An 18,628-nucleotide genomic window follows, 5' to 3' on the forward strand; every position below is an offset into this window, starting at 1 on the left:
GAAAACGGCCCCGGTCAGGCCGCCCGGCGCGCCTGGTACTCGGCGATCTCCACCATCGGCGGACGTTCCTCCGTGTCCACCGAGTACGTCCGCGGCTCGAAGCCGTCGCCACCCCGTTCGAACTGCGTCAGGGACGGCCGGATCAGGTGCCCCCGGGCCAGCCGCAGCTGCGCCGTGCGGTAGATCTCGGCGGCCATCCGGCCCAGGGCCTGCCCGTCCTGGTGCCGGTGCTTGCGCACCCCGACGTCCACCTGGGCGAGGGCGTCCAGGCCCACCAGGTGCAGGGCGTCCACCAGCATGCCCAGCTCGATGCCGTACCCGACGGGGAACGGCAGCTGCTCCAGCAGCGAGCGGCGGGCCGCGTACTCCCCGCCCAGCGGCTGCACGAACCCGGCCAGCCGCGGCCAGTGCATGTTGAGCAGCGGGCGCGCCATCAGCTCGGTGACCCGGCCGCCCTGCCCGGCGGCGCCGCCCAGGGGCCGGTCGTACATGCCCTTGACCAGGGCCACGTCCGGGTCGGTCAGCAGCGGGCCGACGATCCCCGAGACGAAGTCGGACGAGAAGTCCCGCAGGTCCGCGTCGACGAAGCAGACGATGTCCCCGCGCGTGACGAGCAGCGAGCGCCACAGCACCTCACCCTTGCCGCGTACGGCCGGGACGCGCGGGAGTATCGCGTCGCGGTGCACCACCGTCGCGCCCGCGGCGGCGGCCACCTCGGAGGTGCGGTCGGTCGAGCCCGAGTCGACGACGACCAGCTCGTCGACGAGCGGGACCTGCAGCATCAGGTCGTGCCGGATGACGGCGGCGATGTCGCCGACCGTCTCCTCCTCGTTCAGCGCGGGCAGCACCACACTGACCGTGCGGCCCGTGCGCTGCTTGGCGGCCATGATCCGGTGGAGCGGGCGTTCGTTCGCAGACCAGGAACGGGTGCTCAGCCAGCGCTCGACTTCTTCCAGCACCGTGGCGGCTCCTTAGCGTTCTCTCGGCGGGACGGGATGTGACGCGTCTCGCGGTTCGGACGACTATCTCAACTGTCCTGGTCGTCGGTTACAGTCTTGAACAACGCGGATGACCATCGCATGTCCGAGGTCGCCCGCCGTCTACAACCACATACAGCTCATCCAGAGGGGCAGAGGGAAACGGCCCGATGAAGCCCCGGCAACCCTCCAGTCGGTTCTCGTAGGTCACTGGCGACCACAGCGCGAGGCTCCCGGCTAGGGAAGGTGCCAAATCCGTCTCACGGCGAGATGCGTCGTGAGGAAGATGAGGAGAAAGGGCCTCGCCTCACATGGCTGTGCAGACTGTTGCAAGCACCACGAACTCCACCGTAGACCTCGGCCCGGCCGCCGCCCTGAGCTGCCGCGAGTGCGGTCACCGCGTGCCCCTCGGCCCGGTTTTCGCCTGCGAGGAGTGTTTCGGCCCGCTGGAGATCGCCTACGACTTCTCGTCCTACGACGCCGAGGAGCTGCGCAAGACGATCGAGGCGGGCCCCGCGAACATCTGGCGCTACGCCCCGCTGCTGCCGGTCCCGGCCGACGTGGCGGACAAGCCGAACATCAACCCGGGCTGGACCAAGCTGGTCAAGGCCGACAACCTCGCGCGCGAGCTGGGCGTCGACGCCGGCAAGCTGTTCGTCAAGGACGACTCCGGCAACCCGACGCACTCCTTCAAGGACCGCGTCGTCGCGCAGGCCCTGGAGGCCGCCCGCGCCTTCGGCTTCACCACCCTCTCCTGCTCCTCCACCGGCAACCTCGCCGGTGCGGTGGGCGCCGCGGCGGCCCGCGCCGGCTTCCGCTCGTGCGTGTTCATCCCGCACGACCTGGAGCAGGGCAAGGTCGTCATGGCCGCGGTGTACGGCGGCGAGCTCGTCGGCATCGAGGGCAACTACGACGACGTGAACCGCTTCTGCTCCGAGCTGATCGGCGACCCGGCCGGCGAGGGCTGGGGCTTCGTCAACGTCAACCTGCGGCCGTACTACGCCGAGGGCTCCAAGACGCTGGCGTACGAGATCTGCGAGCAGCTCGGCTGGCGGCTGCCCGACCAGCTCGTGGTGCCGATCGCCTCCGGCTCCCAGCTCACGAAGATCGACAAGGGCCTGCAGGAGCTGATCAAGCTCGGGCTGGTCGAGGACAAGCCGTACCGGATCTTCGGCGCGCAGGCCGAGGGCTGCTCGCCGGTGTCGACCGCGTTCAAGGCCGGGCACGACGTGGTGCGGCCGCAGAAGCCGGACACGATCGCCAAGTCGCTGGCGATCGGCAACCCGGCGGACGGGCCGTATGTGCTGGACATCGCGCGGCGCACGGGCGGTGCGGTGGAGGACGTGACGGACGAGCAGATCGTCGACGCGATCAAGGTCCTCGCCAGGACCGAGGGGATCTTCGCGGAGACCGCGGGTGGGGTGACCGTGGGCGTGACGCGCAAGTTGGTGGAGAGCGGGGTTCTCGACCCGGCGAAGACGACCGTGGTGCTCAACACCGGGGACGGTCTGAAGACGCTGGACGCGGTGGCGGGCACGGGGCTGACCGCGACCATTCGTCCCAGTCTGGAGTCGTTCCGTGAAGCCGGGCTCGTCTGAGCGTCGTTGTTCGCTGCGGGCCGTGGGGGCTGGTCGCGCAGTTCCCCGCGCCCCTGAGGGCGATACCCAACCGGAGGTTCTGAAGTCATGAGCGTCACCGTTCGCATCCCCACCATCCTGCGTACCTACACCGGCGGGCAGGCCGAGGTCGCCGCCGAGGGGGCGACCCTGGGCGAGGTCATCGCCGATCTGGAGAAGAACCACACGGGGATCGCCGCCCGGGTGCTGGACGACCAGGGGAAGCTGCGCCGCTTCGTCAACGTGTACGTGAACGACGACGACGTGCGGTTCGAGCAGGGGCTGGAGACGGCCACCCCGGACGGTGCCGGCGTGTCGATCATCCCCGCCGTCGCGGGAGGCTGAGCGGGCCCGTAAACCGGTCGGCCGGCCTGATTGTTACCTGGAGTAATGCCGGTCACGGAGAGTTCATCGAATTGCCCCCACCGTGAGAGAAGCGGAGGGGGCAATTCCATGTGATTGAGCGCGGTACAGTTGGGGAACGCGATCCCGATCCTGTGATCGGAACTCTGAATTCCCGCTGCGAGCCCGACAAGATGTAGCCAAAGTGTGCGTGTCTTTCGCGGCTTTTGCGTATTTTATGTGGCCCGACTTGCCCTGAATTCGGGCGAATTCTCCCCACATTCCGGACCCTGCGCGTCCAGAATTCTCGTCCGATTGACCTGTTGCAGACGGCAGTTGGACAGATACATTCAGCCGCGGTCGACGCGTTCCGGCGCACGCCCCCAACCGTGGGGGGTGAGGTCTGACCCGGGTCCGCGAAGTGTGGATCTGTGCAAGGGCCAGTAATAGGGGAGTTAGGCATGGCTCAGGGCACCGTCAAGTGGTTCAACGCGGAGAAGGGGTACGGCTTCATCGCGGTCGACGGTGGTGCGGATGTTTTCGTCCACTACAGCGCGATCCAGATGGACGGCTACCGCACCCTGGAAGAGGGCCAGCGGGTCGAGTTCGAGATCTCGCAGGGCCAGAAGGGTCCGCAGGCCGACATGGTTCGCGTCACCGCCTGAACGCGCACCACGACCGACGCGCAAGCGACAGGTCTTCTCAGAAGGGCTCGCACCCCCCGGGGTGTGGGCCCTTCGGCCTGTTCGCAGCGGGTGCCGGGGGGTGTTCGCGGGTGGCTGACGACCCTGCCCGATCCCCGGGAGGCGCTTGCACTCGCCATGCCCGAGTGCTAATCATTGCGTTAGCACTCTGAAGGTGAGAGTGACAACGTAAGGACCGGGTCGGTGAGGCCGCGGACCAGGTGGGGCAAGGAACCACCGGTCGGAGGCCGTCCGTCGCGGGCGCGGGCGCGGTCCGAAGTAATCACCCCCAGTCCTGGAGGGACCACTTCACATGGCCAAGATCATCGCGTTCGACGAGGAGGCGCGGCGCGGCCTCGAGCGCGGCATGAACCAGCTCGCGGACGCCGTGAAGGTGACGCTCGGCCCCAAGGGCCGCAACGTCGTCCTCGAGAAGAAGTGGGGCGCGCCCACGATCACCAACGATGGTGTCTCCATCGCCAAGGAGATCGAGCTCGAGGACCCGTACGAGAAGATCGGCGCCGAGCTGGTCAAGGAAGTCGCCAAGAAGACGGACGACGTCGCCGGTGACGGTACGACCACGGCGACCGTCCTCGCCCAGGCCCTGGTGCGCGAGGGTCTGCGCAACGTGGCCGCCGGTGCCAACCCGATGGCCCTCAAGCGCGGTATCGAGAAGGCCGTCGAGGCCGTCTCCGCCGCCCTGCTGGAGCAGGCCAAGGACGTCGAGACCAAGGAGCAGATCGCTTCCACGGCCTCCATCTCCGCCGCCGACACCCAGATCGGCGAGCTCATCGCCGAGGCGATGGACAAGGTCGGCAAGGAAGGCGTCATCACGGTCGAGGAGTCCCAGACCTTCGGTCTGGAGCTGGAGCTCACCGAGGGTATGCGCTTCGACAAGGGCTACATCTCGGCGTACTTCGCCACCGACATGGAGCGTATGGAGGCCGTCCTCGACGACCCGTACATCCTGATCGCCAACTCCAAGATCTCCAACGTCAAGGACCTGCTCCCGCTCCTGGAGAAGGTCATGCAGTCGGGCAAGCCGCTGCTGATCATCGCCGAGGACGTCGAGGGCGAGGCCCTGTCGACCCTGGTCGTCAACAAGATCCGCGGCACCTTCAAGTCCGTCGCCGTCAAGGCCCCGGGCTTCGGTGACCGCCGCAAGGCGATGCTGCAGGACATCGGCATCCTCACCGGCGGCGAGGTGATCTCCGAGGAGGTCGGCCTCAAGCTGGAGAACGCCACGATCGACCTCCTGGGCAAGGCCCGCAAGGTCGTCATCACCAAGGACGAGACCACCATCGTCGACGGTGCCGGCTCCGCCGAGCAGGTCCAGGGCCGGGTCAACCAGATCCGCGCCGAGATCGAGAACAGCGACTCGGACTACGACCGCGAGAAGCTGCAGGAGCGCCTGGCGAAGCTCGCCGGCGGTGTCGCGGTCATCAAGGCCGGTGCCGCCACCGAGGTGGAGCTCAAGGAGCGCAAGCACCGCATCGAGGACGCCGTGCGCAACGCCAAGGCGGCCGTCGAGGAGGGCATCGTCGCCGGTGGTGGCGTGGCCCTGCTGCAGGCCTCCCAGGTCTTCGAGAAGCTGGAGCTCGACGGTGACGAGGCGACCGGCGCCAACGCCGTGAAGCTCGCGCTGGAGGCCCCGCTGAAGCAGATCGCCGTCAACGGTGGTCTCGAGGGCGGCGTCGTCGTGGAGAAGGTCCGCAACCTCCAGGTCGGCCACGGCCTGAACGCCGCGACCGGTGAGTACGTCGACATGATCGCCGAGGGCATCATCGACCCGGCGAAGGTGACCCGTTCCGCGCTGCAGAACGCCGCCTCCATCGCCGCGCTGTTCCTCACCACCGAGGCCGTCATCGCCGACAAGCCGGAGAAGGCCGCCGCGCCCGCCGGTGGCGGTATGCCGGGCGGTGACATGGACTTCTGATCGACCTGGTCGATCGTCGTCTTTCCGAGGGCGGCACTCCCGGCAGGGGGTGCCGCCCTCGGGCGTGTGCCGGATCACAGTGGGGGCGGGATGGCGGGGCCGGACCGGGTCGTTGAACCGTACGTCCTATGCGCATGCACATACTGCCTGGTATGTGCGTACTGTCCGGTATCCGAAGGAGCCCCCACGTGACCGACGCCGCCGCCTCCCGCGCCGCCGACATCCTGTCCCGCCCCGTCACGCTGAACGGCCTGACCGTCCCCAACCGGATCGCGATGGCGCCGATGACCCGCATGTTCTCCCCGGGCGGCGTGCCCGGTGAGGACGTCGTCTCGTACTACGCGCGCCGCGCCGCGGCCGGGGTCGGCCTGATCGTCACCGAGGGCACCTACGTCGGGCACGAGTCGGCCGGGCAGAGCGACCGGGTGCCGCGGTTCCACGGTCCGGAGCAGCTCGCGGGCTGGGCGAAGGTCGCCGAGGCGGTGCACGCGGCGGGCGGCACGATCGTGCCGCAGCTGTGGCACATCGGCATGGTCCGCAAGCAGGGCGAGCCGCCCGTCGCCGACGCCCCGGCCGTCGGTCCCTCCGGTATCCGCACGGACGGCACCGAGGGCACCGGCAAGATCATGACGCAGGCCGACATCGACGCCGTCATCGGCGCGTTCGCCGAGGCCGCCGCGGCCGCCGAGCGCATCGGCTTCGACGGCGTGGAACTGCACGGCGCCCACGGCTACCTGCTCGACCAGTTCCTCTGGGAGGGCACCAACCGCCGCACCGACGCCTACGGCGGCGACCGGGTCGCCCGCGCCCGCTTCGCGGCGGAGATCGTCGCGGCCGTCCGCGAGACCGTCTCGCCCGGCTTCCCCGTCATCTTCCGTTACTCGCAGTGGAAGCAGGACGCCTACGACGCCCGCCTCGCCGAGACCCCGGAGGAGCTGGAGTCCATCCTGACCCCGCTCGCCGCCGCCGGTGTCGACGCCTTCCACGCCTCCACCCGCCGCTACTGGGTCCCCGAGTTCGACGACTCCGACCTGAACCTCGCCGGCTGGACCAAGAAGCTCACGGGCAAGCCCACCATCACCGTCGGCTCGGTCGGTCTGCGCGGCGACTTCATCAAGTCCTTCCAGGGCCAGGGCGCCGAGGTCGGCGACCTCGACAACCTCCTGGACCGCTTCGAGCGCGACGAGTTCGACATGGTCGCCGTCGGCCGCGCCCTGCTGCAGGACCCCGAGTGGGCGCGCAAGGTCCTGGCGGGCCGCTTCGACGAGCTGGCGCCGTACGACGCGGCGGCGCTGAAGACCCTCAGCTGACCCCGGTCCGCCCAGGGCTCCGCCCACGGGTGTCTGGATCCGGTTGCCTCGGTCGAGCACACTGGCCGAGCGCCTGATCACCGGCACCCGTGAGGAGACCAACGATGACGACGACCGAGCCCCGCCCGCCCGCGGACGGCCGGTCCGAGCTGCCCGGGCCGGTGGTGCGCACCACCGCCGGCGCGGTGCGCGGACGGCGTGCGGAGGGGCTCGCGGTCTTCCGCGGCATCCCCTTCGCCGCACCGCCGGTGGGCGAGGCCCGCTTCCAGGCGCCGCGCCCGGCCCGGCCCTGGGACGGCATACGGGAGGCCTACGCCTTCGGCCCGCCGCCCCCGCAGGACCTCGGCCTGCTGGGCGGCCCGGCCCTGGTCGCCACTCCCCAGGGCGACGACTGGCTCACGGTCAACGTCTGGACCCCCGACCCCGACCCGGCCGCCCGCCGCCCGGTGATGGTGTGGATCCACGGCGGTGCCTACAAGCTCGGCCACGCCGGCAGCCCCGGCTACGACGCCCGGCACATAGCCGCCGACGGCGATGTCGTGGTCGTCACCTTCAACTACCGCGTCGGCATGGAGGGGTTCGCCCACATCGAGGGCGCGCCCGCCAACCGCGGCCTGCTCGACCAGGTGGCCGCGCTGGAGTGGGTGCGCGACAACGTCGAGGCGTTCGGTGGCGACCCGGGGCAGGTGACGGTCTTCGGCGAGTCGGCGGGCGCGGGCTCGGTGGCCTCGCTGCTGGTGATGGACCGCGCGGCCGGGCTGTTCCGGCGGGCGATCGCGCAGAGCGTGCCGGGGACGTTCTTCTCCGCCGAGCTGGCCCGGGACATCGGCACGGCCCTCGCCGCCGAGGTGGGCCTGCGCCCCACGGTCGCCGACCTGTCGACGGTGGACCCGCGGCGGCTGACGGCGGCGGGGGAGGCGCTCGGCCCGAAGATGCCGCAGCACCTGGACCGCTGGGGCCGGGCGGCGCCCACGGTGACCCCCTTCTCGCCGGTGGTCGACGGCGAGGTCCTGCCGGCGGCGCCGTGGCAGGCGCTGGCCTCCGGAGCGGCCAGGGACATCGACCTGCTCGTCGGCCACAACCGCGACGAGTACCGCCTCTTCGTCGCCCTGGCCGGACAGCTCGGCCGGATCCCCGACGACCGGGCGGACGCGGCCCTGCGCCTGTTCGCCCCCGGCCCGGACGGTGCCGCGGCCTACCGCACGGCCTTCCCCGGCGCCTCGCCCGCCGAGCTGTACGAACGCGTCCGGACGGACTGGCTGTTCGCCATGCCCTCGCTGCACCTGGCCGAGGCGCACCGCGCGGGCGGCGGCAGCGCGCACGTCTACGAACTGACCTGGCCGGCCCCCGGCGACGGCGGCGCGCTCGGCGCCTGCCACGGCCTGGACGTCCCGCTGCTGTTCGGCACGTACGGGGCGGACCTGGGGGCCCTGCTGTTCGCGGGCACCGAGCCGTCCGCCGAGGCCCTGGCACTGTCGTCCCGCTTCCGCTCCTCCTGGACGGCGTTCGCCAGGACGGGCGACCCGGGCTGGCCGGCGTACGACGACGAGCGGCTGGTGCAGGTGCTGGACGCGGAGCCGGTGGTCACGGCCTGTCCCGAGGAGACCTCGCGGCGGCTGTGGGAGGGCCACGAGTTCCGGGCTCTGCCGCTGCTGTGACCTAGAGGTTGCCCATCGGCTCGATGTCGGTCCGCACCGGTGTGCCCCACACCCGCAGGACCTCGTAGTCGGTGAACTCGTGGACCAGCCGGTACGCCATCGCGGCCCGGGGCGCGCGGCGCTGGGCGGCGATGTACAGCTCGGCCTCGCGGCGGTCCCGGCGCGGGGTGCCGCACAGCTGCCAGGTCTGGCCGTTCCACAGCTCCGGCAGCCAGCGCTGCTGGGGCTGCGGGCGGTCGCCGCGTACGCCGTACCGCGACTGCACGGGGTCGGTCTGCGGCTGGTGGGGCCCGGGTCCGTTGAACTCGTTGCGGCGGGCTGCCCGGCGCCGGGTCTCGCACAGCAGGCACAGGTCGGGGGCGGCCTCGTCGACCGGTCCGTTCGGGTGCTCGGGGCACCGGGTGCTGGGCGCGGCGTTCGAGACGCTCTCCTCCAGCAGGTCCAGGGCCCGCCGCAGGTCCGCCCGCACCTCGTGCAGCTTGGCGTCCGGGGTGTCGGAGGTGAGGGCCTCCCCGTGCTCACCGAGCAGACGGAGAGCGCGGCCGAGTGCGGTCAGCTGGGCGTGGTTCATGCTGTCCATTGTCCCCAGTCGGCTCAGGCCGTGTCGTCCTTGAGGTGCGCGACGAAAGCGGCCCAGGCGGTGGCCCGGAACACGAGCTGCGGGCCGTGGGGGTTCTTGGAGTCGCGGACGGGGACGGCGGTGGGGTGACCGACGGCTACTTCGAGGCAGTTTCCGCCGTCGCCGCCGCTGTGGCTGGACTTGTGCCAGGTGACCTCAGGAATGCGCCTCATGAGCGTAATCCTGAGCCAAACGCTCGATCAGGGCCAGGGACTTCCCGGGCGAGAGTGCGAAGGCGGTGAGCAGTTGGTACCTGAACCGCTGCTCCTTGACCATGACTGGGTCATCGTCCAAGCGTCCGGTTCCGACCCCCTCGAAGTAGACCAGTGGAGGGGCGCCCTCGAAGTCCATCAGCTTGATCGCACCCTGCATGGCCGTATGCGCACCCGCGTCAAACGGCAGCACCTGGACGATGGCCCGGCCGCGGCGGCCCAGGTCCGCGATGTGGCGTAACGCCTCCGCCATCACCTCGGGTCCCCCTGTCACCCGTCGAAGTGCGGCTTCGTCGACCACCGCCCACAACAAGGGCTCTGTTGGGTCGCTGAGCAGGCGGGCGCGCTCGATCCGCGCGGCCACGAGCTCCTCGATCTTCTCCTCGGGAGCCGTCGGCTGGTATGCCCGGCAGACGGCTCGCGCATAGCCGGGCGTCTGAAGCAGGCCGGGGATCAGGAGCGGCGCGTACTCCCGGATCTCCGTCGCCTGCGCCTCCGCTTCCGCCGCCTCCGCGAAATGCTCCGGATACTTCGACTTCGCCGCCGCCCCGCAGTGCCGCTGGAAGAAGTCCTCCGTCCCCAGCGCCTCGTCCAGCAGACGCGCGTACTCCCGCTGCATCCTGCGCGTGCCCGCCTCCAGCTGGCCGATGAACGAGCCGCTCACGAACAGCCGTTGGCCCAGTTCCTCCTGGCTGAGGCCGGCCTTCTCGCGGGCGTGGCGGAGTTCGGCGCCCAGGAGGGCCCGCGGGGAGGAGGACGGGTCGAGGTCCCTGGGTCCGGGCATGGGCAACTCCCTGTCGCACACATCGGGTTGTTGGACTGCCGTGTATGGCCAGGTTAGGGGCGGCTCGGACACGCTGGGTGGTGAATTGGCAACTCAGTGTGGAGGTAGGAGAGCATGCGCTCGACAGAAGAGGCCGTGAAGTCGCTGCGGGACGCCCTCGCGGGTGTCGGTGTCGTGTTGCCGTCCCTGCGGGTCGACCCCGTCACGGCCGCGAGTGAGGAGCCGTTCGCCCTGGTCGATCTGGGGCGGTGCAACGTGCGGACGGCCGAGCATCTGACCGACGTGCTGCGGTCGCTGCCCGTCGGGGACGCGCTGCGGGCGCGCGTGCGGCAGGTCAACCGGGAGGTGAAGTCGCGGTGACGTGAGGGTGATCGGTGGGTGGACTACAACCATTCGCCCGTCATCGCCGTCGAACAGGCGTATCGCGCGTACACCGGCGTCCGCCCCACCGCACGCCCCTTGGGAAGACCGATCGCCTCAGAGAAAGCCTGCCATGACGCTCCGTTGGTGGTGCGGTGTCCTGCGCGTGCGTGGGAAGACCGACCTGTTTCTCGTACTCCTGTTCGCGGCCGCTTTCGCCGCACTGCCCGTCTTCGCGCTGCTCCCGTCCCTGTGGGGCTTCGCCCTCGCCTCGGCCGTGAGCTACGCCGCCGACGAGGTGCTGCACACGCGTGCCCCCGCCTTCGTGCGGCGGCTCGCCGCGTTGCAGCTGACGCGCACCATGCGGTTCGCCGTGCGGACGGTGATGCTGCTCGCCCTGGCCGACCGGATGGACGCGCCCGGCTCCGTGCTGGTCATCGCGTCGGCCGTGTTCAGCGTGCACTTCGCGCTGGTGGTCCTGTACACCGCGGTGCATCACGCGATCCGGCGCCGGCGCATCCTGCCGGTGGTGGTGCGCAACCTCGACATGAGCGGGGCGGGCATCCCACCGGCGCCGCCCGCCCTCCTCTACCGGCGCTTCCTGCGCAAGCTGCTCCACCTGGACCTGCCGGCGCACGCCGGAGTGCTCACCGCGCTCGCCGTGGGGGCGTGGCAGCCCGCCGGTGCCGGGTTCGCGCTGACCACCGGGCTCACGGTGGCCGCCGTGCTGGCGCTGCTGGGGCAGCTGCGCCGGGCCCGCCGGATGCCGTCGGACGAGCAGGTCATCGCCGAGGTCGACCGGCAACTGGCCGCATACCGGCCGGAGGTGGCGCTGTACTTCAGCTTCGCGTCCGTGTCCCGGGACTTCATGTACCAGGTGAACATGTGGATCGAGACGCTGGAGCGGCTCGACCGGCGTCCGCTGATCATCCTGCGGGAGCGGGCCTCGTTCCGGTATCTGAGCCGTACCTCGATCCCGGTCCTGTGCGTGCCGAAGGCCGACGACCTGGCCCAGCTGGAACTGCCGGAGCTGCGTGTCGTGCTCTATCCCGGCAACGCGGGCAAGAACGTGCACATGCTGCGGGTCGCCGAGGCCAAGCACGTCTTCATCGGGCACGGCGACAGTGACAAGCTCGCCAGCAGCAACCGGGTGAGCAAGGTGTACGACGAGATCTGGGTCGCCGGGCGGGCCGGGCGCGACCGGTACCGGCGGGTGCGGCACGCCATCAGCGACTCCGCGATCGTCGAGGTGGGACGCCCGCAGCTGTCGTCGATCCGGTTGCACGCGGACCACGTGCCCGGGCCGCTGCCGACCGTCCTGTACGCGCCGACCTGGGAGGGCTGGAGCGACGACGACTGCCACACGTCCCTGATCCCGATGGGCGTGACGCTGGTCGAGAAGCTGCTCGCGCAGAACGTCCGGGTCCTCTACAAGCCGCACCCCCTGACCGGCAAGCGCTCGCCTGCCGCCGCCGAAGCCGACCGGGCGATCAGGGAGTTGCTGCGCGCCGACAACGAACGCCGGGACGGCGAGCGGGGCGACGGGGAACGCGTGGCGGCCGCGGTCGCCGCCGCCCGGCCACGGCTCGTGGAGATCCAGGCCCGGCTCGCGGAGCTGTCGGGGCGGCTCGGCGGCGACGACGCCCAGCAGACCCGCGAGGCCCGTCTGCCGGACCCGGGCGGCGAGGCCGAGTGGCACGCGCTGCGGGCCGAGTGGCACCGGATCTTCCGGGAGAGCCGGGGCGCCGTCCGGCACCAGGTGATCACCGGGCAACTGCCCACGCTCTACGAGTGCTTCGACCAGGCCGATCTGCTCGTCAGCGATGTGTCGTCCGTGGTCGCGGACTTCGTGGCGAGCCTGAAGCCGTACGTCCTGACCAACGCGAACGACCTGCCCGACGAGGCCTTCCGCGCCGCCTACACCACCGCCGGGGGCGCCTACCTGCTGGACCGGGCGTGCGTCCGGCTGCCGGAGATCCTCCGCGCGGTGCGCGCACCGCTGCACGACCCGATGGCACCCGAGCGCCGGGTCCTCAAGGAGTACGTCCTGGGCCCGGACCACCCCACGTCGACGGAGCGGTTCAACGCGGCCGTCAACGCCCTGGCCGACCGGGCCACGGCGGAGCGGGAGCAGCAGCAGGAGGAGCGGGAGGCCGTCGTCCAGCTCTCCGGCTGAGGGGGCAGGTCCCGTATCCGTGCTGCCGGTCCGGGCCTACGGGTGTGCCTCCAGGGCCGCCCGCAGGTGACCGCCGGACTCCTCCAGAAGGCGGGCCGCCGTCGGGCCGTCCACGCCGGTGAGGAGGGTCAGGATCGCGTTCTTCACCTCGCCGTCGGTGGCGGCCAGGGCCCGTTCGATCTCCTGGTCGCCGGCGCCGGTGGCGAGGGCGACGATGCGGTGGGAGCGGGCGCGGAGCTTGTCGTTGGAGGCGCGGACGTCGACCATCAGGTTCCCGTAGGTCTTGCCCAGCCGGATCATCGTGATCGTCGACAGCATGTTGAGGACGAGCTTCTGCGCCGTCCCGGCCTTCAGGCGGGTGGAGCCGGTGAGCAGTTCGGGGCCGACGACGATCTCGATGCCGTGCTCGGCGGCGGCCGCGAGCGGGCTGCCCGGGTTGCAGGAGAGGCCGACGGTGAGGCAGCGGCGGGCCCGGGCGTGCTCGACCGCGCCGATGGCGTAGGGCGTGCGGCCCGACGCGGAGATGCCGACCACCGTGTCGTCGGGGGTCAGGCCGAGGGGGTCCAGATCGGCCCGGGCCAGCTCCCGGGAGTCCTCCGCGCCCTCGACCGAGGTGACCACGGCACCCGGTCCGCCCGCGATCAGGCCGACGACCCGGGAGGGATCGGTGTTGAAGGTGGGCGGGCACTCGGAGGCGTCCAGGACGCCGAGCCGGCCCGCCGTGCCGGCGCCCGCGTAGACCAGGCGGCCGCCCCGGGCCATCCGCTCCGCCACGGCGTCGATCGCGGCGGCGATCTCGGGCAGCCGCGCCGCGACCGCCCCGGCGACGGTCGCGTCCTCGCCGTTCATCAGCCGCGCGATGTCCAGGGTGGGCAGCCGGTCGATGTCCGCGAGGTCCGGCCGGAAGGCCTCGGTGGTCAGGGACCCCAACTCGGCGCGCAGGTCACGGGGGTCGGAGGTGGAGGTCATGGACGGCTCTTTCCGTGTCTTTCCGGTGCGGTGCGGGGCGGCTGCCTTCAGGAGCGATGCCGGTGGGCCAGCGCCTCGTACGACGCCGACAGCGCCGGCGCCGCCGTCTCGTACGTCCGCTGCGCCACCCCCACGAACAGGCAGTCCACCACGAGGAGCTGGCCGGTCCGGGACGACATGGCCGCGGGACGCAGCTCGCTCTCGCGCGCGGTGGAGGTGGTGAGGACGTGGTCGGCGTACTGCGTGACCGGGCCGTCCGGTCGGCCGGTGATCGCCACCGTCGTCGCCCCGCGCTCGAAGGCCACCCGCAGCGGCTCGATGACGTCCCCGGTCGACCCGGAGTGCGTGATGGCGATCGCGACGTCGCCCGCGCGCAGTTGGACGGCGGTGGTGACCGCCAGGTGCGGATCGCTGTGGGCGTGTGCCAGCAGCCCTATGCGCAGCAGCTTCTGCATCAGGTCCTGGGCGACCAGCCCGGACGCCCCGACCCCGTACACGTCGGTGCGGCGGGCGGAGGCCAGGGCGGTCACGGCCGCGCCCAGCTGGACCGTGTCCAGCCCGGCGGCGGTGTCGGCGAGGGTCTGCTGCTCGTCGTAGGCGAGCTTGGCGACCACGTCGGCGATCGGGTCGTCCACCGCGATGTCCGTCGTGATGGCCGGGGCGCGGCCCGACTGCTGCTGGGCGGCGAGGCCGGCCAGGGCCAGGCGCAGGTCCCGGTAACCCGGATAGCCCAGCAGCCGGGCGGTCCGTACGACGGTCGCCTCGCTGGTGCCGGTGAGCTCGGCGAGGCCGGTGACCGTGAGGGCCGCGCAGCCGGCCGGGTCGCCCGCGACGGCCTCGGCGACACGCTGCATGGAGCGCGTCATCGACGGGGCGAGGGTGCGGACCTTGGCCGCGAGGGCCGCGGGAGCGGGCGGGGTGCCGCCCGTGCCACCCGGGCCGCCGCGGTCGGCGGCGAAAATTTCCTTCACTCTTCGGGTCACCTCTGAAAGATATTTTCGGCTCGGCGTCGGGGTCAAGAGTGCGCACAATGGGGGCATGGACCCCATCAGCCCCCTGGAGCAGACGCTGCACGCCGCGCGCGCCCTCGTACTGGCCGACCTCGTCGCGGGACGCGTGGCGGACGCCGACGTCGTGTCGCTGGTCGAGGAGTCGGTCACCCAGCGGCGCTGGTGGATCGAGCAGTGGCCGGAGGGCGCGCAGTTCGTCGCCGGTCTGGTCGCCCAGGACGTCCAGGACGCCCTGCTGGAGCGGTACGGCCGCTGGCCGCTGTGCCCCGTGTGCGGCAGCGGCGAGCCGCACGCGCTCGACGTGGAACCGGAGTTGGGACCCGACCCGCACTGGGTGTGCAGCGAGGCCGGGGTGAAGGTCGCGGCGGTGGGATCCCTCGCCGAGGCCCTCGGCGGACCGGCGTCCTCGTGAGGCCGGCGTGACGATCTACATCGACCCGCCCACCTGGCCGGGCCACGGCCGGATGTGGTCCCACCTCGTCAGCGACGTCTCCTACGACGAACTCCACACCTTCGCCGCCCGCCTGGGCGTGCCCCGCCGCGCCTTCGAACGCGACCACTACGACATCCCCGCCCAGCGCTACGCGGACGCGGTGGAGGCGGGGGCCGTGGAGGTCAGCAGCCGCGAGGTGGTGCGGCTGCTGCACGGGGCGGGGCTGCGGCGCCCGAAGGGGCGCTACCGGTCGCCGGACACGCGCAGTTCGTAGGCCAGGTGCTCGGGGTCGTCGGCGGCGGCCTGCGTGAACCCGGCCCGGGCGAGCACGCGCTGCGAGGGCAGGTTGTCCCGCTCGACGTGGGCCACGACCACCCGCACCTCGGGCCGGTCCAGCGCCCAGGACGACAGCGCGCGCAGGGCCTCGGTGGCGTAGCCGTGGCCGCGGGCCGCCTCGACGAGGTCGTAGCCGATCTCGACCCGGCCCGCCCCGTCCGGCACGGCGTGGAAGCCCATGGCGCCGAGCGCGTGGCCGTCCTCGCGGCGGACCAGCGCGTACATGCCCCACTCGGGCCGGTGCACACCGTCCTCGTACTGCTTGTACACGAGCCCCGCGCCGACCCGGGTGCCCTCGGCCGGCTCGCCGCCGAGCCAGGCGAAGCCGCCGTCGCCGACCGTGGACAGGTCGGTGGCCGCCGCCGGGGTGACGCCCTGCAGGGTGAGCCGCTCGGTGCCGATCACCAGGTTGTTGCTCCACCGCCACCGCGTCACGGGCGCCCGCCCGGGCAGCTCGCCGCGGCCGGTGGCCCACAGCAGGGTCGGCCAGGGGGAGGGGCCGGGCCGGACGTGCGGGAAGATCCGGGTGAGCACGAAGGCGCACAGCTCCGGGTCGGGCTCGTAGGCGATGCCGAGCCCCTCGGCGACGTCGTGGGTGTGCAGCAGCACCTCGGCCACGCCCATGGCGGCGAACCCCTCGCGGTTCGCGCTGCGGAACGGGTACGGGTGGAAGGCCCGCACCTCGCGCGGGGTGGTCCGCACCGCGGCGGCCAGCAGCGCGCCCATGGCGCCGATCACCCGCAGCACGCCCGCGTTGTCGGTCCCCTCCTCCAGCGAGATCTCGAACGGGCTGTAGGCGTCCGGCTCGCGCCCCGCCAACTGCCCGGCGTAGGAGATCAGATCGTCCGCGATGTGCTCGGCGGCCTCCCGGCAGCTCCACTCCAGCCGTCCGGCCCGCACCCCCGCCCAGTCCCGTCCGGTGACCGTCCCCAGCGCCTCCACGCACCCGGCGACGGCCTGCTCCACCTGTTCCGCACCCGTTGTCCACATGGCGGGCAGGCTACGAGGGATCCCCGGGCGGCAGCGACAGCATTTCCAGCTCGGCGGTGAGGTTGTAGCGGGCCGTCGCCTCCCAGTGCCGCGCCCCGTACGGCGTCCTGAACAGCAGGGGCAGCTCCAGCAGTTGGCGCAGGATCGCGGCGCGGCCGGAGCGGAAGGCGTCGTTCGGCACGAAGTGGTACTCCTCGCGGACCGCGGCGGTGTACGCGGCGTACACCGACGGGGGCGAGGCCAGGATCGCCAGGTCGGCATCGCACAGGACCTGGCCGTCGGGGTCGTCGTCCGCCGGGTCGTGCGTGACGGTGAGGCGGACCAGCCGGGCCACCTCGGCCGTCCGCGCGTCCGGAACACCGGCCTCCGTGAGGGCCCGTTCGGCGAGCCGGGCGGAGCGCTCCTCGTTCTCGGAGCGGTCGGGCAGGTAGACCGCGTCGTGGAACCAGGCCGCCAGCCGGACCGCCGCCAGGTCCCGCGCGTACTCCCGCAGGTCGTCGACGCGGTCCAGGACCGCCGTGAGGTGCCCGACCGTGTGGTAGCGGCGCTGGGGCTCCTGCCAGCGGCGGAGCAGATCCTCGGCGTACGGCGCCGGGTCCGGACCGCCGGCCGGCCCGCGGGCCGCTTCCAGGGTGCGGGCGAAGCGGGTGCGCAGGGTGTCGAGATCGGCCATGGGGTCATTCTCCCGCCGATCGGCGTGGGGCACCTAGCGTGGGGTCCATGACGACTCCTGCTGATGTGCACGACGTACGGGACCCCGAGCAGCCCGGGCGGTTGCTCACGACCGAGCGTGACGCGCTGATCCCGCTGCTGCGGGACAGGGCCGAGGAGGACTTCGCGCGGCCCGTCGCCGCGTGCCCGGACTGGACGGTGCGGGATGTGCTGGCGCACTGCTCGGCCGCGCTGGCGCGGGTGGTGGAGGGCAGGTTCGAGCCGGGCGTGTTCTCGCCCGGTTCGAACGACCGGGACATCGCCGAACGGGCCGGCTGGAGCAACGCGCGGGTCGTCGACGAACTGGAGCGCGGGATGACCGAGGCCGGGCCGGTGATCGCCGGTGCGGACGGGAAGCTGGACGGCCTCGCCCTGGGGGAGTGGGTGCACGCCGGCGACGTGCGCGAGGCCCTCGGGGAACCGGGGGCGTACGGCGGGGCCGGGCTGCCGGACGCGCTCGCCCTGCTGGCCCGGATCACCCGCGAGCGGGGCCATGTGCCGCTCCACGCCGACCTCGACGACCTGGACGAGCCGCTGCGGCTGGGTGAGGGCGGCGGGGAGCGGCCCCCGGGGCGCTTCATCGGGGACGGGCCGACGCTGGTGCGGCTGTACACGGGGCGGCCGGTCGACGGCGCGCCCGCGTTCGAACTGGCCGGGGTGGAGGCGGCCGAGCTGAACATCTACGGGTGAGGGCCCGGGCCCCGGAGGGTGCTTGGGAGCCGGCGGGAGTGGGCAGCGTAGTCTTTGATTGGACTAGACCTGTCATCGAACGCCGACGCCGTGCCGACGAAGGGGCCCCATGAGCAAGCGTGCAGTCCTGGAGGTGATCGCCCTCGGTGCCGAGGACGCGGTGGCCGCCCAGGCCGGAGGCGCCGACCGCCTCGAACTGGTCACCGACATGGCGGCCGACGGGCTCACCCCGTCGGCCGCGACCGTCGCCGGGATCCGGCGCGAGGTCGACATCTCCCTGCGGGTGATGATCAGGCTGGCGGACGGGTTCGCGGCCGGGGACGTCGACCGGCTCGCCGGTACGGCCGCGGAACTGCGCGAGGCCGGGGCCGAGGAGTTCGTGCTGGGCTTCCTCGACGAGGGGGGCGCGGTCGATCTGATGGCCGTGGAGCGGGTGGTGGCGGCCCTGGACGGATGTCCCTGGACCTTCCACCGGGCCATCGACCGGGCCGCCGACCGGGACGCCCTGCGCAAGCAGCTGGACGGGATGCCGGGTCTCGACACGTACCTGACGGCCGGGTCGGCGGACGGCGTCGACGGCGGACTGCCCGTGCTGCTCGCGGAGGCCGGACGGGCCGGGGAGCCGGGCTACGGGCAGCAGTTGCTCGTCGGCGGCGGGCTGCGGCTCGACCATGTGCCGATGCTGCTGAAGGCCGGCGTCGACGGGTTCCACATCGGTGGGGCGGCCCGCCCCGGAGGGTGGGACGAGCCGGTCTCCGCCGACGCCGTCGCGCAGTGGCGGGCCGCGGTGGACGGTTCCTGAGCGGTGCGCCGCGC

General features: G+C 72.1%; 19 protein-coding genes, 1 pseudogene and 1 riboswitch. Of the genes and pseudogenes, 12 read left to right on the forward strand and 8 right to left on the reverse strand.

The features are described 5' to 3' along the window. Positions 1–14 precede the first annotated feature (14 nt). On the reverse strand, positions 15–959 hold the full coding sequence (locus ACPXCS_RS30370) for a glucosyl-3-phosphoglycerate synthase (protein WP_425951056.1): 945 nt from the start codon (positions 957–959) through the stop codon (positions 15–17). Between the two features lie 155 nt (positions 960–1,114). Next, a riboswitch (SAM riboswitch) is annotated at positions 1,115–1,270 on the forward strand. A gap of 18 nt (positions 1,271–1,288) precedes the next feature. Here ACPXCS_RS30370 and thrC point away from each other — a divergent pair. The 6 genes from thrC (at position 1,289) to ACPXCS_RS30400 (ending at position 8,522) form a co-directional block, all read left to right on the forward strand. Then, entirely contained in the window at positions 1,289–2,575 is a 1,287-nt protein-coding gene (gene thrC, locus ACPXCS_RS30375) for a threonine synthase (protein ID WP_425951057.1), read from the forward strand. 87 nt (positions 2,576–2,662) lie between these two features. Beyond that, a complete protein-coding gene (locus tag ACPXCS_RS30380; RefSeq protein ID WP_010035955.1) occupies positions 2,663–2,938 on the forward strand; it encodes a ubiquitin-like small modifier protein 1 in 276 nt (91 codons plus the stop codon). Positions 2,939–3,396: 458 nt separating this feature from the next. After that, positions 3,397–3,600, forward strand: coding sequence for a cold-shock protein (locus ACPXCS_RS30385; RefSeq protein WP_004986573.1), 204 nt, complete (start codon positions 3,397–3,399; stop codon positions 3,598–3,600). A 331-nt stretch (positions 3,601–3,931) separates the two neighbouring features. After that, a complete protein-coding gene (groL, locus tag ACPXCS_RS30390; protein ID WP_425951058.1) occupies positions 3,932–5,554 on the forward strand; it encodes a chaperonin GroEL in 1,623 nt (540 codons plus the stop codon). 152 nt (positions 5,555–5,706) lie between these two features. Continuing rightward, on the forward strand, positions 5,707–6,864 hold the full coding sequence (locus tag ACPXCS_RS30395) for an NADH:flavin oxidoreductase (RefSeq protein ID WP_425951059.1): 1,158 nt from the start codon (positions 5,707–5,709) through the stop codon (positions 6,862–6,864). 104 nt (positions 6,865–6,968) lie between these two features. Beyond that, positions 6,969–8,522, forward strand: coding sequence for a carboxylesterase/lipase family protein (locus ACPXCS_RS30400; protein ID WP_425951060.1), 1,554 nt, complete (start codon positions 6,969–6,971; stop codon positions 8,520–8,522). Position 8,523: 1 nt separating this feature from the next. On the opposite strand, the gene ACPXCS_RS30405 is transcribed toward ACPXCS_RS30400, so the two are convergent. The 3 genes from ACPXCS_RS30405 to ACPXCS_RS30415 are packed head-to-tail and all read right to left on the reverse strand — an operon-like array spanning position 8,524 to position 10,137. Continuing rightward, positions 8,524–9,093, reverse strand: coding sequence for a hypothetical protein (locus ACPXCS_RS30405; protein ID WP_425951061.1), 570 nt, complete (start codon positions 9,091–9,093; stop codon positions 8,524–8,526). Between the two features lie 23 nt (positions 9,094–9,116). Continuing rightward, positions 9,117–9,314 carry a DUF397 domain-containing protein gene (locus ACPXCS_RS30410; RefSeq protein ID WP_425951062.1) on the reverse strand — a complete coding sequence of 66 codons (198 nt, stop codon included), beginning with the start codon at positions 9,312–9,314 and terminating at the stop codon, positions 9,117–9,119. Further along, positions 9,298–10,137, reverse strand: coding sequence for a helix-turn-helix domain-containing protein (locus ACPXCS_RS30415; RefSeq protein WP_425951063.1), 840 nt, complete (start codon positions 10,135–10,137; stop codon positions 9,298–9,300). Before ACPXCS_RS30415 ends, ACPXCS_RS30410 begins: the two co-directional genes overlap by 17 nt. Before the next feature lie 114 nt (positions 10,138–10,251). On the opposite strand from ACPXCS_RS30415, the pseudogene ACPXCS_RS30420 reads away from it, so the two are divergent. Together ACPXCS_RS30420 and ACPXCS_RS30425 are read left to right on the forward strand one after the other, a co-directional pair. Beyond that, positions 10,252–10,443 (forward strand): annotated as a pseudogene (locus ACPXCS_RS30420) (hypothetical protein); the annotation flags it as partial. Positions 10,444–10,630: 187 nt separating this feature from the next. After that, positions 10,631–12,673 (forward strand): hypothetical protein, encoded by a 2,043-nt coding sequence (locus ACPXCS_RS30425; RefSeq protein WP_425951064.1) that lies wholly within the window; start codon positions 10,631–10,633, stop codon positions 12,671–12,673. A 36-nt stretch (positions 12,674–12,709) separates the two neighbouring features. Here ACPXCS_RS30425 and murQ read toward each other — a convergent pair whose 3' ends face one another. Both murQ and ACPXCS_RS30435 read right to left on the reverse strand, forming a co-directional pair. Continuing rightward, a complete protein-coding gene (gene murQ, locus ACPXCS_RS30430; protein WP_425951065.1) occupies positions 12,710–13,642 on the reverse strand; it encodes an N-acetylmuramic acid 6-phosphate etherase in 933 nt (310 codons plus the stop codon). 47 nt (positions 13,643–13,689) lie between these two features. Beyond that, positions 13,690–14,625 carry a MurR/RpiR family transcriptional regulator gene (locus tag ACPXCS_RS30435; protein ID WP_425951066.1) on the reverse strand — a complete coding sequence of 312 codons (936 nt, stop codon included), beginning with the start codon at positions 14,623–14,625 and terminating at the stop codon, positions 13,690–13,692. 55 nt (positions 14,626–14,680) lie between these two features. Here ACPXCS_RS30435 and ACPXCS_RS30440 point away from each other — a divergent pair, with 55 nt between their 5' ends. Together ACPXCS_RS30440 and ACPXCS_RS30445 are read left to right on the forward strand one after the other, a co-directional pair. Beyond that, entirely contained in the window at positions 14,681–15,064 is a 384-nt protein-coding gene (locus ACPXCS_RS30440) for a hypothetical protein (RefSeq protein ID WP_425951067.1), read from the forward strand. Between the two features lie 7 nt (positions 15,065–15,071). Beyond that, entirely contained in the window at positions 15,072–15,359 is a 288-nt protein-coding gene (locus ACPXCS_RS30445; protein WP_425951068.1) for a DUF4031 domain-containing protein, read from the forward strand. On the opposite strand, the gene ACPXCS_RS30450 is transcribed toward ACPXCS_RS30445, so the two are convergent. Further along, positions 15,329–16,387 carry a GNAT family N-acetyltransferase gene (locus tag ACPXCS_RS30450; RefSeq protein WP_425951086.1) on the reverse strand — a complete coding sequence of 353 codons (1,059 nt, stop codon included), beginning with the start codon at positions 16,385–16,387 and terminating at the stop codon, positions 15,329–15,331. The two genes, ACPXCS_RS30445 and ACPXCS_RS30450, sit on opposite strands and share 31 nt — an antisense overlap. A gap of 34 nt (positions 16,388–16,421) precedes the next feature. Then, positions 16,422–17,084: an HD domain-containing protein gene (locus ACPXCS_RS30455; RefSeq protein ID WP_425951069.1), complete on the reverse strand. Its 663-nt coding sequence runs from the start codon at positions 17,082–17,084 to the stop codon at positions 16,422–16,424. A gap of 47 nt (positions 17,085–17,131) precedes the next feature. Here ACPXCS_RS30455 and ACPXCS_RS30460 point away from each other — a divergent pair, with 47 nt between their 5' ends. Together ACPXCS_RS30460 and ACPXCS_RS30465 are read left to right on the forward strand one after the other, a co-directional pair. Beyond that, positions 17,132–17,812, forward strand: coding sequence for a maleylpyruvate isomerase family mycothiol-dependent enzyme (locus tag ACPXCS_RS30460; RefSeq protein WP_425951070.1), 681 nt, complete (start codon positions 17,132–17,134; stop codon positions 17,810–17,812). 109 nt (positions 17,813–17,921) lie between these two features. Continuing rightward, positions 17,922–18,614, forward strand: a complete 693-nt coding sequence (locus tag ACPXCS_RS30465; protein ID WP_425951071.1) for a copper homeostasis protein CutC — start codon at positions 17,922–17,924, stop codon at positions 18,612–18,614. The last annotated feature ends 14 nt before the right edge of the window (positions 18,615–18,628 follow it).

It is taken from the genome of Streptomyces sp. DT190, from assembly GCF_049846985.1.
Classification (GTDB): Bacteria; Actinomycetota; Actinomycetes; order Streptomycetales; family Streptomycetaceae; genus Streptomyces.